This window comes from Bacillus alveayuensis, from assembly GCA_030812955.1.
Classification (GTDB): Bacteria; Bacillota; Bacilli; order Bacillales; family Aeribacillaceae; genus Bacillus_CB; species Bacillus_CB alveayuensis.
The window spans coordinates 188,576-212,593 of sequence record JAUSTR010000004.1; the positions used below are offsets into that span (position 1 = coordinate 188,576).

The 24,018-nt window shown below is 35.2% G+C and carries 20 protein-coding genes, 1 pseudogene and 1 riboswitch; of the genes and pseudogenes, 11 read left to right on the forward strand and 10 right to left on the reverse strand.

The genetic code is table 11. The features are described 5' to 3' along the window. Positions 1-141: 141 nt before the first annotated feature. Positions 142-1,098 (reverse strand): Gfo/Idh/MocA family protein, encoded by a 957-nt coding sequence (locus J2S06_RS07865; protein ID WP_419151909.1) that lies wholly within the window; start codon positions 1,096-1,098, stop codon positions 142-144. A gap of 444 nt (positions 1,099-1,542) precedes the next feature. On the opposite strand from J2S06_RS07865, the gene J2S06_RS07870 reads away from it, so the two are divergent. Next, complete coding sequence (locus tag J2S06_RS07870; RefSeq protein WP_419151910.1) at positions 1,543-2,226, forward strand: acyltransferase; 684 nt, start codon at positions 1,543-1,545, stop codon at positions 2,224-2,226. Positions 2,227-2,294: 68 nt separating this feature from the next. On the opposite strand, the pseudogene J2S06_RS07875 reads toward J2S06_RS07870, so the two are convergent. Next, positions 2,295-2,510 (reverse strand): annotated as a pseudogene (locus tag J2S06_RS07875) (IS701 family transposase); the annotation flags it as partial. Positions 2,511-3,422: 912 nt separating this feature from the next. Then, complete coding sequence (wecB, locus tag J2S06_RS07880) at positions 3,423-4,499, reverse strand: non-hydrolyzing UDP-N-acetylglucosamine 2-epimerase (RefSeq protein WP_419151911.1); 1,077 nt, start codon at positions 4,497-4,499, stop codon at positions 3,423-3,425. Between the two features lie 217 nt (positions 4,500-4,716). On the opposite strand from wecB, the gene J2S06_RS07885 reads away from it, so the two are divergent. The 5 genes from J2S06_RS07885 (at position 4,717) to J2S06_RS07905 (ending at position 11,087) form a co-directional block, all read left to right on the forward strand. Next, on the forward strand, positions 4,717-6,558 hold the full coding sequence (locus tag J2S06_RS07885) for a polysaccharide biosynthesis protein (RefSeq protein ID WP_419151912.1): 1,842 nt from the start codon (positions 4,717-4,719) through the stop codon (positions 6,556-6,558). Positions 6,559-6,672: 114 nt separating this feature from the next. Further along, positions 6,673-7,683 carry a Rossmann-fold NAD(P)-binding domain-containing protein gene (locus J2S06_RS07890; protein WP_419151913.1) on the forward strand — a complete coding sequence of 337 codons (1,011 nt, stop codon included), beginning with the start codon at positions 6,673-6,675 and terminating at the stop codon, positions 7,681-7,683. A 31-nt stretch (positions 7,684-7,714) separates the two neighbouring features. Next, positions 7,715-8,800: a glycosyltransferase family protein gene (locus tag J2S06_RS07895; protein WP_419151914.1), complete on the forward strand. Its 1,086-nt coding sequence runs from the start codon at positions 7,715-7,717 to the stop codon at positions 8,798-8,800. A 68-nt stretch (positions 8,801-8,868) separates the two neighbouring features. After that, complete coding sequence (locus J2S06_RS07900; RefSeq protein ID WP_419151915.1) at positions 8,869-10,089, forward strand: glycosyltransferase family protein; 1,221 nt, start codon at positions 8,869-8,871, stop codon at positions 10,087-10,089. Between the two features lie 35 nt (positions 10,090-10,124). Next, positions 10,125-11,087, forward strand: coding sequence for a D-glucuronyl C5-epimerase family protein (locus J2S06_RS07905; RefSeq protein ID WP_419151916.1), 963 nt, complete (start codon positions 10,125-10,127; stop codon positions 11,085-11,087). Between the two features lie 371 nt (positions 11,088-11,458). On the opposite strand, the gene J2S06_RS07910 is transcribed toward J2S06_RS07905, so the two are convergent. Beyond that, complete coding sequence (locus tag J2S06_RS07910) at positions 11,459-12,430, reverse strand: glycosyltransferase family protein (protein ID WP_419151917.1); 972 nt, start codon at positions 12,428-12,430, stop codon at positions 11,459-11,461. A gap of 109 nt (positions 12,431-12,539) precedes the next feature. On the opposite strand from J2S06_RS07910, the gene J2S06_RS07915 reads away from it, so the two are divergent. Then, on the forward strand, positions 12,540-13,826 hold the full coding sequence (locus J2S06_RS07915; protein WP_419151918.1) for a nucleotide sugar dehydrogenase: 1,287 nt from the start codon (positions 12,540-12,542) through the stop codon (positions 13,824-13,826). A 33-nt stretch (positions 13,827-13,859) separates the two neighbouring features. After that, positions 13,860-14,957: a DegT/DnrJ/EryC1/StrS family aminotransferase gene (locus tag J2S06_RS07920; protein WP_419151937.1), complete on the forward strand. Its 1,098-nt coding sequence runs from the start codon at positions 13,860-13,862 to the stop codon at positions 14,955-14,957. Positions 14,958-15,038: 81 nt separating this feature from the next. Here J2S06_RS07920 and J2S06_RS07925 read toward each other — a convergent pair whose 3' ends face one another. The 5 genes from J2S06_RS07925 to J2S06_RS07945 form a co-directional block, all read right to left on the reverse strand. Beyond that, a complete protein-coding gene (locus J2S06_RS07925) occupies positions 15,039-16,109 on the reverse strand; it encodes a glycosyltransferase family 4 protein (protein ID WP_419151919.1) in 1,071 nt (356 codons plus the stop codon). Positions 16,110-16,455: 346 nt separating this feature from the next. Continuing rightward, a complete protein-coding gene (locus tag J2S06_RS07930; RefSeq protein ID WP_419151938.1) occupies positions 16,456-16,848 on the reverse strand; it encodes a M67 family metallopeptidase in 393 nt (130 codons plus the stop codon). A gap of 12 nt (positions 16,849-16,860) precedes the next feature. Continuing rightward, positions 16,861-17,019 carry a hypothetical protein gene (locus J2S06_RS07935; RefSeq protein WP_419151920.1) on the reverse strand — a complete coding sequence of 53 codons (159 nt, stop codon included), beginning with the start codon at positions 17,017-17,019 and terminating at the stop codon, positions 16,861-16,863. A gap of 170 nt (positions 17,020-17,189) precedes the next feature. After that, positions 17,190-18,431 carry a hypothetical protein gene (locus tag J2S06_RS07940; RefSeq protein WP_419151921.1) on the reverse strand — a complete coding sequence of 414 codons (1,242 nt, stop codon included), beginning with the start codon at positions 18,429-18,431 and terminating at the stop codon, positions 17,190-17,192. Between the two features lie 288 nt (positions 18,432-18,719). Continuing rightward, on the reverse strand, positions 18,720-19,913 hold the full coding sequence (locus J2S06_RS07945; RefSeq protein ID WP_419151922.1) for a BMQ_0737 family morphogenetic spore coat protein: 1,194 nt from the start codon (positions 19,911-19,913) through the stop codon (positions 18,720-18,722). A gap of 328 nt (positions 19,914-20,241) precedes the next feature. Between J2S06_RS07945 and J2S06_RS07950 the strand changes: the two genes are divergently transcribed. From J2S06_RS07950 to J2S06_RS07960, 3 genes are all read left to right on the forward strand, one after another. Next, positions 20,242-21,471 (forward strand): hypothetical protein, encoded by a 1,230-nt coding sequence (locus J2S06_RS07950; RefSeq protein ID WP_419151923.1) that lies wholly within the window; start codon positions 20,242-20,244, stop codon positions 21,469-21,471. A 110-nt stretch (positions 21,472-21,581) separates the two neighbouring features. Beyond that, positions 21,582-22,439 (forward strand): hypothetical protein, encoded by an 858-nt coding sequence (locus tag J2S06_RS07955; RefSeq protein ID WP_419151924.1) that lies wholly within the window; start codon positions 21,582-21,584, stop codon positions 22,437-22,439. 318 nt (positions 22,440-22,757) lie between these two features. Next, positions 22,758-23,162: a DUF4183 domain-containing protein gene (locus J2S06_RS07960; RefSeq protein ID WP_419151925.1), complete on the forward strand. Its 405-nt coding sequence runs from the start codon at positions 22,758-22,760 to the stop codon at positions 23,160-23,162. Between the two features lie 45 nt (positions 23,163-23,207). Here J2S06_RS07960 and J2S06_RS07965 read toward each other — a convergent pair whose 3' ends face one another. Continuing rightward, complete coding sequence (locus J2S06_RS07965) at positions 23,208-23,591, reverse strand: DUF4183 domain-containing protein (protein ID WP_419151926.1); 384 nt, start codon at positions 23,589-23,591, stop codon at positions 23,208-23,210. A gap of 197 nt (positions 23,592-23,788) precedes the next feature. Next, positions 23,789-23,989, forward strand: a riboswitch (SAM riboswitch). Positions 23,990-24,018: the final 29 nt, after the last annotated feature.

Consider the following 24,018-nt stretch of genomic DNA (forward strand, 5'->3'; position numbering starts at 1 on the left):
ATCTTTTCACAAAAAAACTCACATTCCTACACGATAAAAATCCCCTCCTAAGTAGACGAAAAACATCAATATTAATAACCTCATTTTTCAGTCTACCTTAAAGGGGATCCTATGAAGGGTTATTGAATTTCTAACCGCAAATTATGTTTTATGATGATCCTTAATAAACTGAATAATTTGATTTGTCATACAGAGGGCTGTTAATCCATCTTCGCCGGTAACTGTTGGAGTTGTTTTGTTTTTGGTGCATGTTATAAAATCCAAAAGTTGTAATTTTAATGGCTCTTTTTCAGGAATCACAATTTTTTCGATAATATTTTGTTGACTGTATTTTGCCTTTAAATGGTCGAAATAAAAGTTAGTGGACCGTGTTATCAAAATTTTTTTATCTAATAAATCTGCTTGAATAAACGCTTTTTTCGTGTTAATTCGAATTGTTCGGATTTTCTCTTCTGTTTGAAAGCTTGATGTTAATTGAGCAATCACTCCACTTTTAAATTTAGAAATAACCATTGCATGCTTTGTCGTATTTTCGAATATTTTTCCTAATGCATAAAAATGTTCAATCTGATCATTTAACAATTCGTATAAAATATAAATATCATGAATCATTAAATCTTGAACAACATCGATCTTTTTGTTTCGTGGAAGAGAAGGACTCATTCTGTGTATATCTATAGAGATCACTTCTTCATTTTCAACAATTTTTTTTAAAACTTCGATGGTGGGATTATATAACTCTATATGCCCAACTTGTAAAATAACTCCAGCTTCGTTTGCTTTTTTTATTAAATCTTTTGCTTGATATACGGTGCTTGTAATCGGTTTTTCCATTAAAATGTGGACTTTATTTTGAATGCACCGTAATCCGATTTCATAATGATAGATAGTAGGAACAGCAATGCTGACAGCGTCAACTTGCTGAAGTAGATCATCAAGATTTGCAAAGCTATTGATTTTGTATTGATTGGCAACTTGATTGGCTCTATTTTTATCTATATCATAAACTCCAATTAATTCACAATCATGGGCTAAGGATGAGTAAACACGCACATGGTTTTCCCCCATCACTCCTGTGCCGATCACGCCGACTCTCATGTTAGATCACCTATAATGTTATGTTTTTTAAGTTATCTTATTCATCACAAAAAAAATGAACACTGGTAAATGTCATGGATGCAGGGATTTCATCAATTCATCTATTTTAGTGAAGTAAACAATTACAAGTGTTGATTATCCATTATTTTACTTAAACATACAGAATCGTATGGCTGAACACAAGCTTTTCTTCCACATCCCCCGAACAAGAACGCCAGCGGGCAAATTCATTTGGCCGCTGGCGTTCTTGTTCGAGAAGGGCATGCGTATAGCATGCCAGTCGACAAGCGATTCGCTTGCCGACTCCGGCAGAAAAGCTAGAAAAGAGCCATCTCAACTAGTTATTATTGGTTAATCAACACGCCTGGTAAACAATATCTCTTGCTATGCATAAAATAGAAAAGAAAACATTTGATTAAGGCTTTGAAAACGGAGGAGTTTATTTTGAAAAATCAAATTCCTAAAAGCTCAAGCATCGGGAAAAATGTCATTATCGAAGAAGGGGTCCGTATTGGGGAAAATGTAAAAATTGGCGATAATACGGTCGTTTTAAAGCATACACATGTTGGTGATCATGTCACGATCGGCTGTAATTGTGTTTTAGGCATTAAACCAGGTGGAAATAAAAGAATGAGAAACATACAGGAAAAAAACGAATCATTAATCATTCAAGATTATGCAACGATCGGCAATCTTGTGACCATATATTCAAGCACAGAAATTGGGAAGCATGTTTTTATCGCTGATCATGCTAGCATTCGAGAAAATGTACAAATCGAAGAGGGAACAGTTGTTGGTAGAGGCTCAATCATCGAGCTCAATACGAAAATCGGAAAAAGGTGTACCATTCAAACATTGGCCTATATAACTGGAGATACCGTCATAGAGGATGATGTCTTTATTGGACCATGTGTGTCCATGTCTAATGATAAATATATGGGGGCTAAAGAATATGAATTAAAAGGCCCTATTATTAAAGAAGGAGCGAAAATCGGAAATAATGCAACCCTTTTGCCAGGAGTTATGATTGGAGAAAAAGGGATTGTCGGGGCTGGATCTGTCGTGACGAAAGATGTTCGAAATAATGAGGTCGTTGTCGGTGTATCGGCTAAGAAATTACAAAAATGAATCATTTTACTGTAGTTGAGCAATTCTGATTACAATAATTACAAATAAAAAAACAAACAGGTTACCCCTTATATCACGTGGAGCTGTTTTTTCACGGCATCAATGGGAATATTTTGTTTCGCCGCATGGTAAATGAACTCCATGAGACTATGTCCTTTTCTCTTACGCTGGAGATCGAGCACATCCGAAAAATTGCTTTTGGATTCGAACATACTATACACATAAGCAAGTTGTACAAAAATCCAATACCGTTTCATTACTTGACATTCGCGAACACGGTATCCATAGCTTCAGGGGGAGATGAAGTCCAAAAAGAAGCAAATGTAGATGATGAATGTCCGTCATGAGGCTTTTGAAGGACATAAATAAGATAGAAAGCATAAGAAGTGTCCTTCATTCGATTAATGAAGGACATAATGAAGATAGAAAACATAAGAAAGGTCCTTCATAGGACTAATAAAGGACATAAATTAGATAGGAAACAAGAGAAATGACCAAACGTTGTGAAAATTTGTGGATTCCTTGATGATGTGCTAATCTACTCATGAGACATGAAACTCCTTGTAGGTAGTTGGTAGCGCATCTAATCTAACCAAGGAGTTGGATTCCTGTCTCCTTTTTTGTTTGGATGTAAATATATGTTAGGGAATTTGCTCATCTACATCATTTTATATAAATAGAGGCTATTGATGGAATGAACATGGATATCACCATGGAGAATTTTGTTTTGCTCGCATTTGATGGAATTCAATTTATCAGCATTCTATTACACTATTTCTTTTTACAAAATCGTCAAAACCCACATTAGGTGGGTTTTCGTCATTTAAAAGGAAAGATCTATAGTTGAACATATCAATAAACAAGAAGCTTATCTTACTAGTAAAGTTTATATAAATTGAAATTTTGTTTTACATCAAATTTGTCGTAAATATACCAAATACGGGATGATATGGACTCAACACAAGCTTTTCTGCCTCTCCCCTCGAACAAGAACGCCGGCGAGTAAATGTATTTACCCGCAAAGCGTTCATTGTTCGAGGAGGGCATGCTAAAGCATGCCCGTCGGCAAGCAAATAGCTTGCCGACTGAGGCAGAAAAGCGAGGGATCGAGCGCTGTTCACTGGATCATTAACACACCTGTACGAAACCAATAGCATGGAAATTCTTTGCTACAACTTATATAGATGGAGAAAATCTTATCTTTTACGATTTGTTAATATGTCGATGATTTTTTCTTTTGTATGACCATCCCCGAACAAATGAGGATATTCTTTCGGTATTTTCATATTGAATAATGTATTTAAAATATTTTGCGTATTAGCTGAAGTTAGTTGATTCCATCCTGATTGGACTGTTTCAACCCATTCTGTTTCATCTCTGATCGTGATACATGGAACTTGTAGCAGATAGGCCTCTTTTTGAATTCCCCCTGAATCAGTCAAAATAACTTTTGCCTCATTTTCGATTATCAACATATCAAAATAATTTATTGGCTCAGTTGTTAAAATATTCGGATGTGAAAGGAGATCAGTTAAATCCCATTGTTTTATCCGGTTTTTCGTTCTTGGGTGTAAAGGGAATACTACTTTTCGATCCAGCTGTCGTAATGCCTCAATGATAGCTGCTAACCGTTTTGGGTCATCTGTATTTTCTGCACGATGAATGGTGACAAGATAATATTCTTTTGGAGAAAGATTAAGTTTTGTTAAGATATTGGAATATTTTTTAGCAAACGAACGAAAGTGTATGATCGCATCCACCATAATGTCCCCTGTAAGGTAAACTCCCTTTGTAATCCCTTCTAGCCGCAAATTTTCAACGGCTGTCTGGGAAGGACAAAAAAGCCAAGTGGAAAGGTGATCTGTTATGACTCGATTAATTTCTTCAGGCATTTTTTTATTATAGCTTCGCAAACCAGATTCTACATGTGCAATCGGATAATGAAGTTTCGCTGCAGCTAAGCTTCCTGCCAAAGTGGAATTTGTATCACCATAAACGAAGACAATGTCAGGTTTTTCCAACAGAAGAATGTCTTCAAGTTTTGACAGCATTTTGGCGGTTTGTTTGCTGTGAGTATCTGAACCGACAGCTAAGTTATAATCAGGTTTTGGGAGCTTAAGCTGATGAAAAAAAATATTGGACATATTGTCATCATAATGCTGGCCTGTATGTACCATGATTTCTTTCATATTTGAATTTTTTTTTATTTGTAAAGAGATCATACTAGCCTTAATAAATTGAGGCCTTGCTCCTACGACAGTTAAAATTTTCAAGGTTGTTCCCCCTCAAAAATCGAAAATTTATTTTTTGATTGGATAGTTCATCATATGAAAAATTAAAAGGAGCAATGACAAATATTCATGCCACAAATATGAAAAATCAAACATTATGAAAAAATTTTTTTGAAAGACAAAAGGTTATTTGTCCTAAACCAACAGACATACCCGTGAATAGTATAGAAATGATTAGTCTTCTGGGGGGAGAGAAAGAATGACCTATAAGATCAGGATGATGCTCGTTTCATTCATAGATATGGTTTTGCTATTGATTAGCTTTTCTTTCAGTTCATACTTAGTTATGGACAGAAATATAGAGGCAATATTTTTAAATAAGGTAGATACAATCTCTTTAATTGTTTATGTATTATTTTCCTATATTTGCTTATTAAGTATGAAATCGTATAAAACATTATGGTATTACAGCGGTCTTCGCGAAATTCAAAATGTTGCAAAAGCGTTAACGTTATCCATTTGTTTATTTACAATTTATTTCTCTATTATATTAAAAGAACAATTTTTAATTATATTTTTAATCTTATTATGGATGATTTCATTAAGTCTTGTCGCTGCTTTTCGATTGATTTGGATTCTTCGTAAAGAATCGGTTTATTCCCATGTGTCACCACATAAAAGAACATTAATTGTTGGGGCAGGAGATGCCGGGACGATGGTAGCAAGACAGATTCTTTTGTCAAAAGAGCTTGATTATACACTAATTGGCTTTGTAGATGATAACCCAATGAAACAAAATATGGAGATTTTTGGCATCCCTGTTTTAGGAACAAAAAATGATATTCGTTATTTAATTAAAACTTATCGTATATCAGATGTTATTATTGCCATGCCTTCTGTAGAGAAATCTTATATATTAGACATTGTTAAAATATGCAAACAAACTTCTGTTCATGTGAAAATTTTGCCTCGTGTCAGGGATGTCATTCACGGACAACTTTCAGTCAATGAAATTAGAGAGGTTAATGTAAAAGACTTGATTGGCAGAGAAATCATGAAGCCTACCTCTCGAATAAATAACTATATTCGAAATAAATCCGTTCTCATTACGGGAGCGGGCGGATCGATCGGCAGCGAGCTTGTTTTGCAAGTTGCCCAATATGATCCAAAAAATATAATACTAGTAGGCCATGGAGAAAATAGCATCTTTCAAATAGGAATGCCGCTAAAAGAGAAATTTCCTCAAATTGAGTCATTTTTAGTGATTGAAGATATACAAAATAAGTCAGGGATCGAAAAAGTATTCAATCATTTTCAACCGGATATCGTCTTTCATGCAGCAGCGCATAAACATGTTCCTTTAATGGAAGCCAATATAGAAATAGCGGTGCGAAATAATGTTTTTGGCACTTTGCATGTTGCACAAGCGGCAAGTCATATCGGAGTCGAACGATTTGTATATATCTCAACCGATAAAGCCGTTTATCCCATTAATGTAATGGGGATGACAAAACGTATCGGAGAATTGATTATCCAGCAATTTTCAGAAAAAAGTTCAACGAAATTTTCGATTGTTAGGTTCGGGAATGTTTTAGAAAGCCGCGGGAGCGTCATTCCAATTTTTAAGAAGCAAATTGAAGCTGGTGGTCCTGTAACGGTCACACATCCCGATATGGTGCGGTACTTTATGACGATTCCAGAAGCTGTACAGCTAGTATTAGAAGCTGGCAGTTTATCGAATGGGGGGGAAGTATTTGTACTGGATATGGGAGAACCAGTAAAAATTGTAGATATCGCAAAAAATTTAATTCGATTATCAGGTTTTGAACCGCACATAGATATACCAATCCAATTTACTGGAATTCGTCCGGGGGAAAAACTAAAAGAAGACTTATTTTATGAGCATGAAGAAATCATGCCGACCGTTCACCCTAAAATCGTCATTGCTATTCCGAAAAAGAAGCCTAATTTTGATATGGAAGCGTATTTAACTGAGCTTGAACAATTGCTTTTTGCGAGCCAAGATCAAATTCGCTCCTTCCTATCTGAAATGCTCCAAAAAAATATTTCTAGTGAAAAGAAAGATGATGACAAAAAATAAAAGATCGGTATTCTATTTGAATCTTACACATATGGATGTAAAAAAAATAATTCCCATTTTACACATACAAGAAAACAATCCTTCAAGTTACTAGTGCTTGTTAGGGGGGAGTAAATGAATCAATCCCAAATTCTTCAAGAAGTACAGCATGTGATCAACAAAGGGGAAAAAACGATCGCCACAATCGGCATGACATCACGACGTTCAAACGATTTTGCTATTTTGCCCCGCAGAAGTGCTTTCGGGTTTGAGGCTATTAATTTCCTTGTTTCGAATGAACATGCAGCCAAAGAATGCTTAAAACTGTTAGATAATAAAGTAAAGTATATATTTATCGATGTGGAGGCGAAAAAAAACGTTGATTTAATGAAAATAGCGCAACAAATGATCAAAACGAGCAAGCTTGTGCCTTATAAACCAAATGATGCTACACTAGAAGCTTGCGATTTATTCATCTTAAATTATTTTCATCACTTTCTTCATGATCGGCATTTATTAATTTATGGAGTTGGAAATATCGGTACAAAATTAGCCTTGCGTTTAGCAGAGAGGGGGGCGAAAGTATATTTATATTCAAGAAATGTTCAAAAGGTGGAATCGATTAGTGCAGCGTTAAACTCCATCCTTCCGAAATATACGGGTTCCAAAATTACTCCTTTACAAAAAATAAGCTTTTCAAATTATTTTGATGGCATCATTTCTTTTATATCGGCTGAAGAAATAATAGATGAGAAAATGATCCCATCTTTAAAAAATAAAGCTTTTGTTTTAGATGGGGGGATCAACAATTTTAGCAAAGATTTTTACAAAAAGAGAACGGAAAAATGTTTAAATTGCTATCGATTAGATGTACGTTTAGGCTTTGCCTACACGTTATTGCCATTATTTGATAACGTCAATGTTTTTTTAAAAGAAATTCAGGGGAGAGAAGTGATTGACGGTGTTGTGATTGTGTCAGGCGGTGTAATCGGTGAAGATGGCGATATAGTTGTTGATAAAGTGGTGAATCCGACGCAAATTGTTGGTGTTGCCAATGGTCTTGGTGGCTTAAAACACGCTTCTGATTATACAAAAGAGGACCAAAAAAACATTTTGAAGGTTCAACAGGCATTGTCTAAATTTTAATTCATACTTACCTCTCGAAAGGATGAAATGTATGTCCAAAGTAAAAAGTATCGTTATAGAGCCAGAAGAAGCGCAGCATGTCAACCCCGATGAATTAGGACGTATTCTTCATTTACCGTATAATCCTGGCGGCCAAATGAGCACACAAGCTCTTGCTTTAAAAAAATTAGGTGTAAATACATCCTTTTGCAGTTATCCTTCCTCTTCGAAATATAAATATCCCACCGACATTCCTTCCCCCTTAATACAATATCCATTATTTAAAAAGGAAGGAGCTATGCTTCAATTTTGTAAAAAAAATATAAATCATTATGACCTTTTTCATTTTCATGGGGGCCAAACCTTCACGGAATATGCTTATAAAGACCTTCCTTTCTTAAAATATCATCAAAAAAAGATGGTCATGAATTTTTGGGGGTCAGAAGTACGAAGACTTTCCATTGCAAAGAGAAACAATCCATTTGCTGTTGCCAAAATGACGGATGAAAATTTAATCATTTCAAGATTAGAACTGCTTTCCAATTATTTTGATACAGCCATTGTTCCAGACCATGAACTATTAGAGTATGTATATGGATATTTCAAAAAAATATATATTATACGAATATCGGTTGATCATAGCAAGTTTACTCCATTTTACCCATCAGTACAAAAGGGAAAACCAGTTGTGATTCACGCGCCAAGCGACCGTCGCTTGAAAGGTACAGAGCATATTCATAAAGCTGTTCAACAATTGAAAAATTCCATAGATTTTGAATATGTTCTCATTGAAAATATGTCGAACGCACAGGCATTAGAATATTATAAAAAAGCCGACATTGTCATTGATCAGCTTCAACTTGGCATATATGCTACATTTGCAATTGAAAGCATGTTATTAGGCAAGCCTGTCATCGCCTATATTCGCGATGATTTAAAACAGAAATATCCACCGGATTTACCTATTCTGTCAGCTTCTCCTCATACGATTGAGCAAACACTTTATCATCTGTTAATCAATCCTAAGCTCCGTTATGAGCTAGGTGTAAAAAGCCGTCAGTATGCCTTGAAACACCATACAGCTCAAAGGATTGCCCGTCAATTGGTGACAGTATATAAACATAAAATACATTCGTAAAGCTTTTTCATTTCCCACTAATGTTAGTAGAGAAAACCTGTAAATATATAATTGAAAGAGGTTATGAAATGAAAAAAGTATTATGTATTTGTTATTTCTTTCCTCCACTTGGAATGAGTCAGAGGTCTGTGAAATTTGTCAAATATCTTTCACTTTATGGGTGGCAGCCAATTGTATTAGCTCCACAATCCTCAAATTATCACCGCAAAGATCCTGCGATGCTAAATGAAATTCCTAAAAACTGCCAAATCATTCGAGTTCCTTCAAGTGAAGATTTGCCGAAAATTCCTCTTGTCAGAAATGAAGATTTTCAAACAGGCTGGTATCCTGAAGCTTTAAAGCTAGGTCTTGAAACAATGGAAAAAGAAAAAATAAATATGATTTATTCAACAGCTTCCCCTTATCTCTCCCATCTTGTTGCCATGAAAATAAAGGAAATGACGGGGACACCATGGGTGGCAGATTTTCGAGATGAATGGACAACCAATCCTTATATTGTCAATAAATATTCACATGAAGTGATTCGTATAAATCAAAAATTCGAAAAACAAGTTTTAACAAATGCCGATGGAGTAATATCTGTTAGCGAACAAATTACGAATATTCTTTATGAATTGTCAGGATTAGAGTCTAAAGAAAAATTTTTTACAATCATGAATGGTTACGATCCTATGGACTTTCGACACTTAAATTTCAATAAAAGAAAAAGAAATAAGAAGCTTACGATTTGTTATATGGGTTCTTTATATGGAATGCGGAGAGCTTTAGCTCAGCAATTTTTTCAAATTTTAGATCAGTCGCTTGCGAAAAAAATTTTAAAACAAGATGAAATAGAACTATTAATGGTTGGAGATCCGCTTTGTCAAATCGGCTTACACGTAAAAGAAATCACTAGGAATACTGGGTATGTAAACCATTTATCAGCTTTAAACGAGGCGGCTGCAGCCGATTTATTCTTGCTTTTCATTAGTCCAAAGGAAGGGGAACAAACGGTAACGAGCAAAATTTTTGAATTAATTAACTTAAATAAGCCAATTCTTGCAATCGTTCCCCCAAATGGCGTTGCTGCAAATATTATTCGAAATACGCAAACAGGCATTGTCATTGATTCACAATATCCAAAAACAGCGATCCCTTACATTCAATATTTTTTAAAACAATGGAAATTGGGGAATCTCAACATTTCCCCTAATCAATATGAAATTGAAAAATATAACCGGAAAGAGCAAACGAAGATGTTAGCTAGCATCATGGATACGATTTTATTGAATGATTCAAAAAACGAATGATGAATCGAATAAATTTGCTGTGAAGGGGAATGATCATGGAAAATTGGCCAAAGGTGAAATTAAAGCCAGATTATAAGAAGATGATATTAGAAGCTTTTGATAAATATACAAATAAAGAAAGGTTAAATTACCGTGTATATCTACAAGAATATGATCCGATAGGAGATTATTTAAATTGGGGGAGTCATAAGAAATTTAGACAATCGAGAACGTTGAAATATAATCAGAAAGGAATTCCAATCGTTAAACACGGTAATCGGTTTTATTATAATCCAGTCACGACATCACAATATGCCCTTACGATGTATGGGAAATATTTGCACGGAGAATCTACGCTGCAAACCTTCTTTCATTGTGCAGATTTACTGCTTTCCATGCAATCTGCTAATGGTTCCCTTCCATATTCCTTTACATTTTCATACTATTTACAAAAACTAAAGTCAGGTTGGGTTTCCGGAATGGCTCAAGGTCAAGCGTTAAGTGTTTTTGCGCGGGCATACCATCTTTCTCGGCAAACGAAATATTTAGAGGCGGGCAATCGATGTTTAAAATTTTTATTAACGCCTATTTCTAAAGGAGGGGTAATGGATTCGTTAGCTCATTTACATCCCTCACTCACAAATTATATTTTCTTTGAAGAGTACCCGATTACCCCTCCTGCTTATACGTTAAATGGATTTCAATTTACGTTGTTAGGGCTATATGATTGGTGGAAGGTAGCAAACAAAAACAATGCTGACTATTCATTGTTAGCGGAAAATAACTTTAAGCAAGGAATCCAAACGTTAAAAAATATTTTAAAGTATTATGATATCGGCGGTTATTCAACCTATGATTTATCACACATCATCTATAATAGAGAACCTAAAATTGCAGGCTATTATCATGCCATTCATATTTATTTATTACATGCCCTTCATTCGATTACAGGCGAGAAAGTATTGAAGGATGTTGAAGCATTATGGACTTCATATTTTACTAATTCTTTAAAGGAATAATATAAACGAAGGAGCTCCTTCTTTTATCATCTAAGAGGAGGATCTTTTTTTGTTGTTTAGGTACAACTTGTGGACAACATTGTTCATCGTTGGTTTTTTGTCTAGCTCCGGGCGTTAGCGGCTAGCAAACTTCCCATTTCATCTGTACGATAAGTCAACATCGACTCAACGATCGCCTGAGTTTCCTTTATCTCCTACTGAAAGGTCTTAGTTTGTGCGCCGCTTTAGCGAACGCCCTGCGCTTTTGTTCTTAAGGAAATGATAAAAGGCTGTTTTTGCAAACTTTGCTCTTTTGATCACTTGGACGAAAATGGCACTTTTCGTCATGATTGTGATAAGACAATCAGTGGGCTTGCCGTTTAATTCAAGTCTCACCTCTCACTTCTCATATCTAAAAAGCGATTGATATAATCAATGAACTGCATCGCTCTTTTTCTATTTGTATGATGAGCATGGATAAACTCATATCCGCTCTTTGTTATTCGTTCTCTTTCTAAATTATGTTGTAAATAATATTTTGCTTTTTCATAAACATTTTTTTCATCGCATGCAACAAAATGGACGCGATCCTTAAAGCCGAGTTCGTATATATCGTCGTTTGCTTCTGCCAAAAGCAGTGTATGACAGGCTGGAGCCTCAAAAAACTTTAACACAGGATATTGATATATACTGCCGCAAGTAAAAAATATTTTCGCTCGATTTATTTCCTTTGCATATTTCTCATTCACATAAGCATCATCTTCATATTTCACTAAATGGCCAGGATGTTGATAATAGACAAAACCTTTTTCGTTTTTCATTTGTTTTAAAACAGCTTCACGAAATGGATAAGTTCCTGCTTTCGGATAATGGACTAATCCCATTAATAAATAGTTCATTGTTTTTGGCTGCTGATAATCTTTATAAATATCTACGTTAATTGAAAACGGCAGCCATCTAAATTTTTCTTTATATTGTGGAAATTGTTTAAGAAAGGCTTGTTTCGTAACGGAAAATACTAAATCTATATGATTTTGTTTCATAAAATCTTCACGAAGCTTCTTACTTGCCGGAAAGTAAACATCCATCACATAATATCCTTTTGGAATTTTGAGTTGATCCAGTCCATATATATTTGGAGCAAAAGCTTGATAAACATGATCGTACATGAACAAAAAATCAGGTTTAAAATGATGTCTCGTTTCTAAATATTTTAAGATTTGCACGGCATCTCCATCTTTCGTCCAATAGATCACATCCGCAAACTCTTCAATGGATTTTACAAAGTCATATTTCCCTCTATGCTTGGCTAATTCCTTCCAAAACTGCTTAATAAATATTAAGATTTTCAGCTTATTAGACATGGCCATCTCCCCTTACAATAAACAGTTTTCTTGAAACACTTTATCATTACATCACATACAATATTTTTATGAAAAAAATATCATTCTGTTATTAACGGAGGAGAAACCAATGAACAACTTGAAAACAGTTACTGTTGTCGGCTTGGGGAAAATTGGCTTACCATTGGCAGCCGTTTTTGCAAACAATGGCTTTGAAGTGATCGGAGTAGATATTAATGAGGAGGTTGTGCGACACGTCAATCAAGGAAAATCTCATTTATTGAATGAGCCCGGAATCGATCAATTAGTGAAAGACGCATATAAAAAGAATTCATTAAAAGCGACCACAAATACTGCTCAAGCTGTTAGGAAGTCTGATGTCGTTGTCGTAATTGTTCCTGTGTTAATTGATGAAAATGATCAAGTAGATTACCAATACATTGACAGAGCGGTTTTAGAGATTGCGAGAGGGATTCAAAAGGGAACATTAGTGATATTTGAAACAACGGTTCCAACTGGAGATACTAGAAACCGCTTTGGAAAAAAAATCGAAGAAATATCTGGGTTAAAAATGGGAGTAGACTTTTATTTAGCTTATAGTCCTGAAAGGGTTTATTCGAATCGGATTTTACAAGATTTAAAAAACTATCCAAAAATAGTTGGCGGAATAAACAAGGAAAGCCTTGAATTAGCCGCGACCTTTTATAAAAAAGCACTAAATGGTTCTGTCATTAATGTGAAGAACCTAGAAACGGCAGAATTTGCGAAGGTAGCTGAATCTGTTTACCGCGATGTAAATATTGCTTTAGCAAATGAACTGGCAATGTTTGCTGATCAACATAACGTCAATATTTTAGATGTCATACAAGCAGGAAACAGTCAGCCTTTTTGCCATTTACATCATCCAGGAGTCGGAGTAGGTGGACATTGCATTCCAGTATACCCTTACTTCTTCATAAATCGTGGCCTAAAGGAAGGTTTAATTACGAAAGCTAGAGAAATCAATGATCAGATGGCAAAATATGCCGTTGACGTCATTGAAGAAGAAGTAGGAAGCTTAGAAAATCAAAATATTCTAATCTTAGGATTAGCCTTTCGTGAAAACGTGAAGGAAACGACAAAATCTTCTACATTGCTTTTAATTGAAAACTTTAAGCAAAAAAAAGCCAACGTTTTCGTCCACGATCCTTTATTTACGGATAAAGAAATCGCTTCGTTTGGAGTCATCCCAATATCAGTCGATCACCAAATCGTCAAAACAATCGATGTTGTAGTGTTGCAAGCCTACCATGATCGTTATAAACATTTAACGTTTGATCCATTTACTAACTGTAAACTTGTATTCGACGGACGGAATGTACTTCCTAGAGAACAGATCGAAAGTTTAGGGATTCGTTATAAAGGAGTTGGACTGTAAGTGAACGAGAGAAGACGAAAACAAAAGATCCCAATGGTTCATTTGAAAAAAGAAATGGATCTTTTAAGAGATCCTATTTATAAAGCAGTTCAAGAAGTATTAGAAAGCGGTTCATATATTTTAGGAAATAAAGGGAAAGAGCTTGAATCAAAGGTATCACGCTATGTAGAGGCTGCTTATGGTGCAGGAGTTGCGAGCGGAACGGATGCTCTTGTTTTATCACTTGAAGCACTAGGAATAGGAGAAGGGGATGAAGTCATTACAACTCCATTTACGTTTTTTGCGACAGCGGAGGCCATTGTTCGGGTCGGAGCCAAACCTGTTTTTGTCGATATTAACCCAAACACGTATCATATTCAGCCATCGAACATTTACAATGCTTTAAACGCAAAAACAAAAGCAATCATCGTCGTTCATTTATTTGGTCATGCTGCAAATATGGATGAGATCATGCAAATTGCGAAAGAATATGGATTACGAGTCATTGAAGATGCCTGTCAAGCAATCGGAACAGAATATAAAGGGAAAAGAGTAGGGGCAATAGGAGATGTAGGTTGTTTTTCTTTTTATCCTTCGAAAAATTTAGGGGGGGTCGGAGATGGGGGAATGGTCGTAACCAATTCACAAGATGTTTATGAAAAAATTTGTGAATTACGAAATCATGGAAGTGAAAAAAACAATAAATATAAGCACTCGACAATTGGGTACAATAGCCGGCTAGATGAATTGCAAGCAGCCATTTTACTCGAAAAATTAAAGTATTTAGATGATTTCTTAATCAAAAGGAGAGAAATTGCGAGAAGGTATACGGAAGAATTAAACCAATTCGTTAAGACGCCATCTATATATTTAAATCGAACACATACCTTTCATCAATATTGCATAGAATTAGACAATCGCGATGAATTAGCCTCTTATTTAATCCGTCAAAACATTGCAACAGCAATTTATTACCCGATTCCTCTCCACCTTCAACAAGCTTTTTTAAATTTAAACTATAAAAAAGGGGATTTTCCAATAGCTGAGAAAATTTCAAACAAGATTTTAGCACTTCCCATATACCCATTGATGGATCAAATGGAACAGGATAAAGTAATAAAGGCGATAAAAGAGTTTTTTCAAACGATTTAATGTTATGATCATTGTTAGTATAAAGTGTTCTTTGTAAATACAGTGGCAGGGGAATATACGCTCATCCCCCTGCCATTAAGTTTATTGCAGGTTTTCGATCATGTTCGTAAAATGAATAGCGTATTGTTCAAGAGAAAAATTTTCTTGAATATGCTGAACCCCAGCCTCAATGATCTTTTCCCGTAAAGATCGATCCTTCATTAATTGTTTGGCTTCTTGTACAGCTTGTTCTATATTTCCAAATTCAAAAAATTTACCTGTCTCATTATGTGTTATAAAGCTTTTAACTCCATCAGAATCGGTAGCAAGGACAGGGCATCGGCAAAGCATCGCTTCAAGCACAGCATAACCGAATCCTTCTACTTTTGAAGTGGAGCATAAAAATCCCCCTGAATCCCCAATGATCGAATAGTAATCAGCCATTTTGTGATGCGGCTCGTTCTGATATACCGTCAAGTGTTCTATGATTTTCAGCTCGTGAACCTTTTGTTCAAACGCATTTCTTTGTGAGGGATAGGATAAGGAATCATCTTCAAACATCCAAAGCTGGATGGAAGGATTTTCTTGAATTAAAAGACTTCCAATTTCGAGAAAATCTCTCCAATTTTTATTTTCTTCAAGTCTTCCTACCCAGCCAATAATCGGTGATTCTTTTTTTGGATGTTTTTGATATTTAAATGTTTCCGAATTGATACAGTTATGAAAATAAAAAAGCTTTTTATGTGGAAAATATTTTTTAAATGCTTGAACGAGATGAGGCGTGTTCGGACATAATATGGCATCACAATAATTGTTGATGAAGGAACGAGCATGTTTTTTTATATAAATATCTATATATTCCTTTCTTTTTCCAATTCCTTGATTATCATATATAACAATTCCTTTATACCCGAATTCACGAATTTTTTTCATTAATAACAAATCATAGCCGACGATGATTGCTATATAATTTCCATTCATAATAATTGATTTGATTTCGGAATCGTCATTTGAAATAAAGATAGGGGCATTGATGTTGTTTTGGAGACCAGATCCTTTTTGTCGATACAAAAAATGGCAGTTAATCCCTTTTCTGCTTAATGCCTCATTTCGCTGTCTATTTAACGTTTCAACTCCGCCGCTTGGAACGGTAAACGTGAATAAGACATTCATGTTGCCACCTCCATTTAAATGAAAATTAAATTTACATGAAAATATGGTGATGGATGATCGAAAGTATGTTGAAAGCTTTTTTCAATAGGCTGTTTTCGTAAACTTTTCTGCCTTTCTACTGTCCATGAACCGAACAAGCACGTGGTCAGGGAAATTACATTTGTACGCTAAAGCGTGACATAGCAAGCGTATCGCTTTCCTGACAGTTATAGTAAAGCAACACTCTTTTAGAAAAGAGCCTTCCAATAAAGGATGAGTATGGCCCATAAATAAAAGTCTGTTGGCATTTTTATACAACAGACTCAATAAAAAGAAATGATTTTCATAAGGTAACATTCAGATGATATCAATCATGTAAAAGCTGGATCATAAGAGGAATTACTTTCCGATTGATGATTCGAAACCCCTTTACGACAGGCTTTTGGTTAGCAAGGGAGATGATGATATAAGCAGCTTCAGGGTAATGGGCATATTCAATATCTCTAGAAGAAGGATACGCAATACCAGTTGGATGAGAGTGATAGATGCCAGTTAAAGCTTCTTTATTTTGTTGTATTTGCTTAAGCGTCTGTTGCAATTGTGTTGTATCCATGGCAAAAGAAACAGGGCTTCTCTCCACATTTTTCATTTTCCATATCGTTTCGGCTACTCCGTTTTTTCCGGATAATAACCCGCAAGCTTCATAAGGCAATTCTTTTTTACAATGTGCGATCATTTCCTTCCAAACGGATTCTTTTATAGAAAAAGATTTTCAATTTACCCTTTTTAACGGTTTGCCGCATGGACACGTTTTTTTAGGTTGTAGTGAATGTGTTTTTTTGCGGTGAAGAGAGAGCGTTTGTTTCGTTATTTGCTTTTTTGGCTGATTTTTTAGCTGTAAATAAATTTGGCGGAGCATCTCAGGTGTCATGAAGTTGTTCTCCTTTCCCCATAATAAAATATATTATAGATTCAAAACCTTTTTGATGAGTCCGTAAAGAACGAGGCTCATACGGTATGGATTTGTCATGCATGGCTGCAACTTAACTCCTGTTCAGATTATTGATTCATGAACAGAACTAAAAATAAGTGTTTCAACGATCATTTCTTTCTACTATATTTAAATGGATTGATAACGGTTGTATGATTTCTTTCGTGTGATGGAGCTTTGATTTGGTTTTCTTCTTGGTATGATTGGTTTAATTTTAGCGTTGCCTCTCTTAAAGAGCTGTTAAGCTGTTGGATGATTTTTTTGTATTGTTCTTCCCTTTTTTTTAGCTCTTGTAATTCATCATTGATTTGTTCAATCTCATTTTGATATTCAAGTTCTTTTTTCCGATACTCTTGTTCCTTTTCGTTAAAAGAAGTATTTAATTTTTCAAGTTTTTCTTGAAACTCGTGCTCTTTATTATTTTCGAAGTCCTGAAAATATTGAACAAATTGCTCCATTTTTTCTCTCAGTATTTCTTCTTTTTTTTGGTAGTTGGAAAAGGCGTTTTCCATTTCGAAGAGCATATTTTTATACTCTAGTAAATCAGCTTGTATTTTTTCGACCGTGTTATTTAATTGCAGTAATTTTTCATTTTGCTCATCTGCTTTATCTTGATTCCAAATAGGCCATAACATGTTTATCAACTTCCTTTTGTATAATTGATGTTCTTGTGCTTGGATCCCTTTTTGTAAATCAGCTAAGGATAGCTCCAACATGTTTATATGTTGAGTGAGTGTTTGAATCATCTCCTCTATTGCGGCTAACCATTTTTTAGATTTTTCGTTCATTGCAAAGAATGGTGTATTTTTCATAAAATCGCCGATCCAAAACTGTATGAAATGGCAATGGCTTTTTATGACGAGATTTTTTAATTCCAGCTCTTTTCGCATTTGATCAGCCTGCTGTTGTATCGTTTGAATTTTTTTCTTTTGTTCTTGAATGATTTGAGTTTGCTTTTTTTCCTCAAAATGATGGTGAAAAAGCTCTGACTTTTTTTGATTTAAAGATGCTTGCAAAGAAGCGATCGTATGTTTCAATTGTTTAATTTGTTTCTTTAATTGCTGTTCATTTTTTTCAAAAGCTTTAATACGGTCCGCTTTTTGCTTTAATTGTTTTTTTAGTGACTGATTTTTGTCAATGTCCGGAATCGGCTTTTGATTTTGTTTATGATCCATTATAATAACTTGCTTCTGTAAGGATTGTTTGAGTGAATGCTCAAATGCCTCATAATCCTTCAAATGGATCATTACTTGTTTTAACGAGTCTTGGAATCCATTTAATTGATGTTCATACTGTTCAAGGTTTAACAAAATCAATTTTCTTTTCTCTTGAGGGATCTTTTGTATCACCATGGATAACCATCCCCTTTTACACAAATCCCTTTAATACTTATATGTGAAAGGTGCCCCATTTGTGCATCGTGGCAAAATAAAGAACAGTTTTAGACAAAGTCAATATAAAAGGAATGTTTTAAACTGAATGAAAACTCATGTCACAAGGCACGATCCCGTTGAAAAGCAGAGTTGCCAATTAAGGTAATGAAATGCGATGCGGTCGAAATAACAAAGAATGCAAGCGTTTGTGGGCAGTCTGAAGGGAGAAGATTTCTCTTCTCCCTTAGCTACAATGGAATATAAAGATTAAAGTTCGTTAAATGTTTCGCAGTCACGAACGAGAAGGTCTCCATCTGGAACAACAACCGTATTGCTGTTAAAGATTGTATTGCCAAGTGAATCAGATAAGATTAACTGATATTGATCATTTAAACCAGGCATTTCATTTAACGTTAGCGTATAATTAACATTTTGTGTTTGGCCTGTTGATGTGAATGTCATCGTAGCAATACCCGTTACCGTCATGGTTAACGAATCAGGTGCCCCGCTATCGTCACATGCTACATTAAAGGTTAATGGAGTTGCTGTAAAGCTTTGGTCGTTGTAGAGATATCCATTTGTATCTGTGAAAGTAAAGAGCCATGAGCTTTGCGCAAGTGTACAATTGTTGCAAATTTGTGCGATTAAGCTGACATCTCCAACTTCAGTTTCGCCATTGAAGTTGATTGTTTGGTTTTGGACTAACGATTCCGCAGCTGCTTGACAGTCGCAATTTTGACGAGGGAAGATATCCGGACATTGCGGCGGGAATTCAAATGTTGGACATTCTTCCTCAGGAGGTGTAGGGATCGGAATATCGTTTGGACGCGGCTGGCAGAATTTCGCTAGCACTTCTAATTTCACTTCTGCTTCGACTTGAATTTCTTTACATACTGTAACACTTAATTCAATCATATTACCTAGTAAAACTCTGTTTGTCGGTTTGCAAATGACTCGTGTAATGCGGCATAGAACATTGCTTTCATCTAAAGGTGCTGGAATACAAACGGCATAGTCATCGTCGAACTGAACAGGAACTTCAAATTCACAAAGAAGATCACTAGTAGTATCATTAAATACTTGAACAACTAAAATGACAGTCCAGATAATTCGCACTCTTCCAGCTTCGCCTGGTTCCCCGTTTTCCACTTCAACGACCTCACAGCTAGCAGATGGGACTTGATTTGGCTGTGGTTTTGGGATGATTGGGAAAGGACCTGGAACATCAGGAGCAATACATTCAATTCGAATATCATCACCTGCATTTAATGCTGCTAGAACTCTTCCTGCGCAGCTATCTGGATCATTTGGATCACCTGGCAGTGGGACTTTGTTTGTATCGCGGTTCGTATCGACAACCCAGTCATAGACTTTTTGAACGCGAATACACTCTTCCATTAAATTGTTTGGGTTTAATGGTGGAAGAACTTGTGAACCTTTAATCGGTTTAAAGCCTTTCACTCAAAATCATTCCTTTCATTCGTCTAGATTTATTTTCCATATATCATATTGATTTGTTTACAGAATGGTCACGTGTGTATGGGCCCAAATAATTATTTTTTGGAAATTGGCCACAAGTGTTGATTATCCATTATTTTACTTAAACATGCAGAATCGTATGGCAGAAAAGCTAGAGATAGAGCCATCTCAACTGGTTATTATTGGTTAATCAACACCCCTGGAAATTGGCATTTAACTATAAATAGGGACGAACAATGAGCGATTCGTTCATGATTTTTTTTATAGAACATAAAATGAACAAAAGAGAGGCTTTGGAAGGAGGGGTCACATGGATTTGACAATCAAATATGGAGATAAAACAATTGGGAAAATCCCGTATCATTCTCTTGCCATCTTTCATTTCATTTGTAATCAAATTGGTATAAAAGCAGAGTTTGATTTAGCAAAGCGGGAAATGAGTTTGTATTCTTCCTTACATGATAAAATCATTTATTTAGAATATGAAAAAAAATATGATGAAGGGATTAATCGGCAAATAGTATCCAACATTCAACATTTTTTATCAGATTGTGGCGCAAACATTAAAATACATGATCAATTTACTTTTATTGAAAATAAAGATTTTTCCATCCAGCTCGCAATTGGAAAAAACAACATGTTGAATGAAACGGATCGATTGATGATTATTCATAATCTTCAAGGGATGAATCAAGATGTAATGTATAAGCTGGATCGAGAATTGCAGCAATTTCAAATCGAGCATGTCTTTAAAAAACAATTAAATTCCCATCTCTTTCCGAACTTAAAAGTATTAGGCAGAATTCCTGACCAATCAGAGCAGCGGATCAATGAGTTTAGCGAAAAATTGGCGTTAAGTCTTACTTCTACCATTTTACATTTTTACTTGAAGCGCCATCCTCTTTCCTCGTTGTTATATTTGCCAGTTGAATGGTTCAATCTTCAATCTTTTTTATCCAATTCCTCGACAAAAGAAAAACAAACAACAGAACGTGCCAACTTGATTAAGACTACTGAAGATGATGAAATTAGAAAACCTGTAAGCAATCATCGAACTGTACCAAGGAAAAAATCAGCTGAATTGTTTTTTGATTATACCGTCTATCCTTTTGACAAAGAAGAGCGTTTATTAGTTTTAGGAGATCTACATATTAAAAATACGGGAGATGCTCCCTTATTTAATCCGGTCATCTGTTTAAAAGTTGATCCGATCGACTGTATAAAATTTCGCGGACAAATTATTCCACCAGATATGGTTGAAGGATTAGGAGTTCAAGGTGATCGGGAAGTAAAAGGCTGGAAGTATTTAGATGAGGATTGGTTTGAAAAGGCACAAGAACAGGGGGAAATTTGGATTGCGCCCATCAACCGAATGATGATTCCACCTAATCATATACAATCACTAAACAATTTTCAATTCACTATTAAACAACCTGAAAACAAGAAACAAGCAGTGATCGATGGATTTGTCTACTTTAAGAATGAACAATTGAAAATTCGCTCTAATAATCGAATGACATTTACATTTAAAACGAAATAGCACGAAGATTTAATGGAAAAAACGCCCCTAGTTTTCTTTATGTAGGAAAAAACTTGTTTTCGTGATCATATAAATAAATGAGAAACTTAATTCGGAAGAAGGGATTGTTGATGGAAATAAACATTTCAACTGTATCCAAAAAGATTCAGAAGCTAAGCAAAATGCAGCTTCAGCAATTAATTATCCATCTTAACTCCGAATTATCAAAATGTAAGGAAAAGGTAAGGGAATATCAAGAGGATTATCATTATAGTCAGCTAGAATCCTTAAAAATTGAAAATCGGAAGCTAATAGAGGAGAAAAAGCAGCTAAAAATTGCCTTGGATGAGCAAAAAACAATTGAAAAGCAATTGGAGGAGCTTCAAGCTGAAAGAAAGCAATGGACCTTAGAAAAAGAGCAATGGATGAACGATATTCATGAATATCAAAAGAAAATATCGGATCAATCACAAAAAATAGGACAGTTAATAAAAGATCGAGATCATTATGAAAAGCTTTATGAAATGACGATAACAAAATTTGAACAGCTTCAAGATGATTATAATGCAAATATGAAACTAGTTGAAGAAGCTTCCGTATTTAAAGCTCAACATTATCATTTAAAAGCGGAGATCAAGCAAGCTTTAGAAACAGTATCCAAATTGGAAAATGAAAACAAGCATTTGCAAGAAATGAATGATCAATATGTGCAAAAAATAAAGTCGCTGACAAAATTAACTGAAACGATGGAAAAGAACGTGGATAAATTAACAAGCGAAAATAATACCATTTCTGCAACAAAGAACGTGGATTTGGAGGATAGACAAAAAGAGCAGATTTGGCCTAATCAAATGGAGGAATTAACTTATTTTGTCAAAGAATATACCGGAAAGCTATCTTCAAGTATTTCCTTTATTCAGCAGCTAGAGGAACAAATACAAAGTTTAAAGTTTGAGATCGATAGCCTAAAGAAAGAGCTATCGAATTAATGGATGAGGACAGTCGGCAATTAGAAAGGATCACGAGCATAACAAAAAAAAGCCATCATTGGTGGAAAATGTTGTGAGAAGAACCGGCTCATATGGGAACGAGCTTTTTTTATGCTTAAAAACCTTATTTCATCCACATGGTGCTGATCTGTTTAAAAATATCAAGATAATAAAATTTTAGTTAAAAAAATGTGCTAAATGTTTAAGCATCAATGGTTCATTTGAATTTACTATTAAAAAGGTATTTAAATAGTTTTTATGCTGTTTTTGCGACGTTTCTTAATGCAGCATAGAAAGAAAGGGGGGAATTGCTTTGTTATGTATAGCAAATTGACGAATCGAAAATTTAACCATTTGCGAAAAAGGTATAACCAATATACTGAGTGTCTCCCATTAAATGGACCAAAGGGTTGCCCTGATATTTTTCCGAGGAAGGAAACTCCCGTATCACCGAAAGTATTACAGGCTGATACTTTACAGTTTGTGACGATTTCTGATGGTGTTAAAAGAATTTATACAAATCAAGACGGCTTAAAGGGATATGGGAATACCAATATATTGGACCCGAATACCGTATCTTATGTCAATTTATTTATCAATGCGATGCTGCAGCCATCAACTCTTTACCATGTTCTAGAAGGTGTTCTGATTTTAACGTCGCAGGATATCCCTAAAAAAGGTGTCCCCATTATTCTACAATTCATTAAAATTTATGATTCATAATTGAAATTAAAGAGGAAGAGCTATCGCTAGCCCTTCCTCTATTCATTATGTTGTGATCGTCGTGCTGGAAGTTGGCGCATAGTTGACCACTTCTAATACGACAGGTGTGTTTTGTAATATTGGATCACTACCTACAGGTACACTAACAACGAGCTGTCCAACACCAGTACCTCCTGGAGTGTATGTTGAAAGATCTTGCTGCTGCAAAACACCATTAATGTATACATTGAAATAACTATTGTCAGTATTTAAGGCAGGAAGTGCAGTAGGCGTTGCACCGCTATCATCGAAAAAGTTATCTACCGTAATCGTTAGAGTACTACCTGCATCAGTTTGAGCAGCAGTTACATAGAAAAATTTTTCTGACGTTGGAACGACATTTGTTGTCGTGGATGCCGTTACGAGAAGCTTCATTATTTGCTGGGCCATCATTACACCTCTTTTCTTTTCATTTGTTATATTTTTATGTTTTCAAACGATTATTTGTATGGACAATCGTTTTATTTAAAGACCCTTTTGTTTTCTTTTACATATGATTGTGATCAATTTCTTTCTCGTGAGAAAACTTTTCCTTGAAATCTTTTACTTTTTGCGTTAAAGTAATAAAAAATTGAATATTTCATCTTTTCTTATCGAGAGAGGTGGAGGGATCTGGCCCTATGAAGCCTCAGCAACCGGTACGAGAAAGGGATGCCCTCTCGTTTCACCTTAAAATTTTGAAGGGGCTAACGGAAAAGTAAGGCTTCTTACTCCCTTTCATTCTTTAGTACCAAGGTGCTAAATCCAGCAAGCATCATTTGCCGTTTGTCATGCTTGGAAGATAAGAAGGAGCTTACTGATAACGTAAACGCCTTCT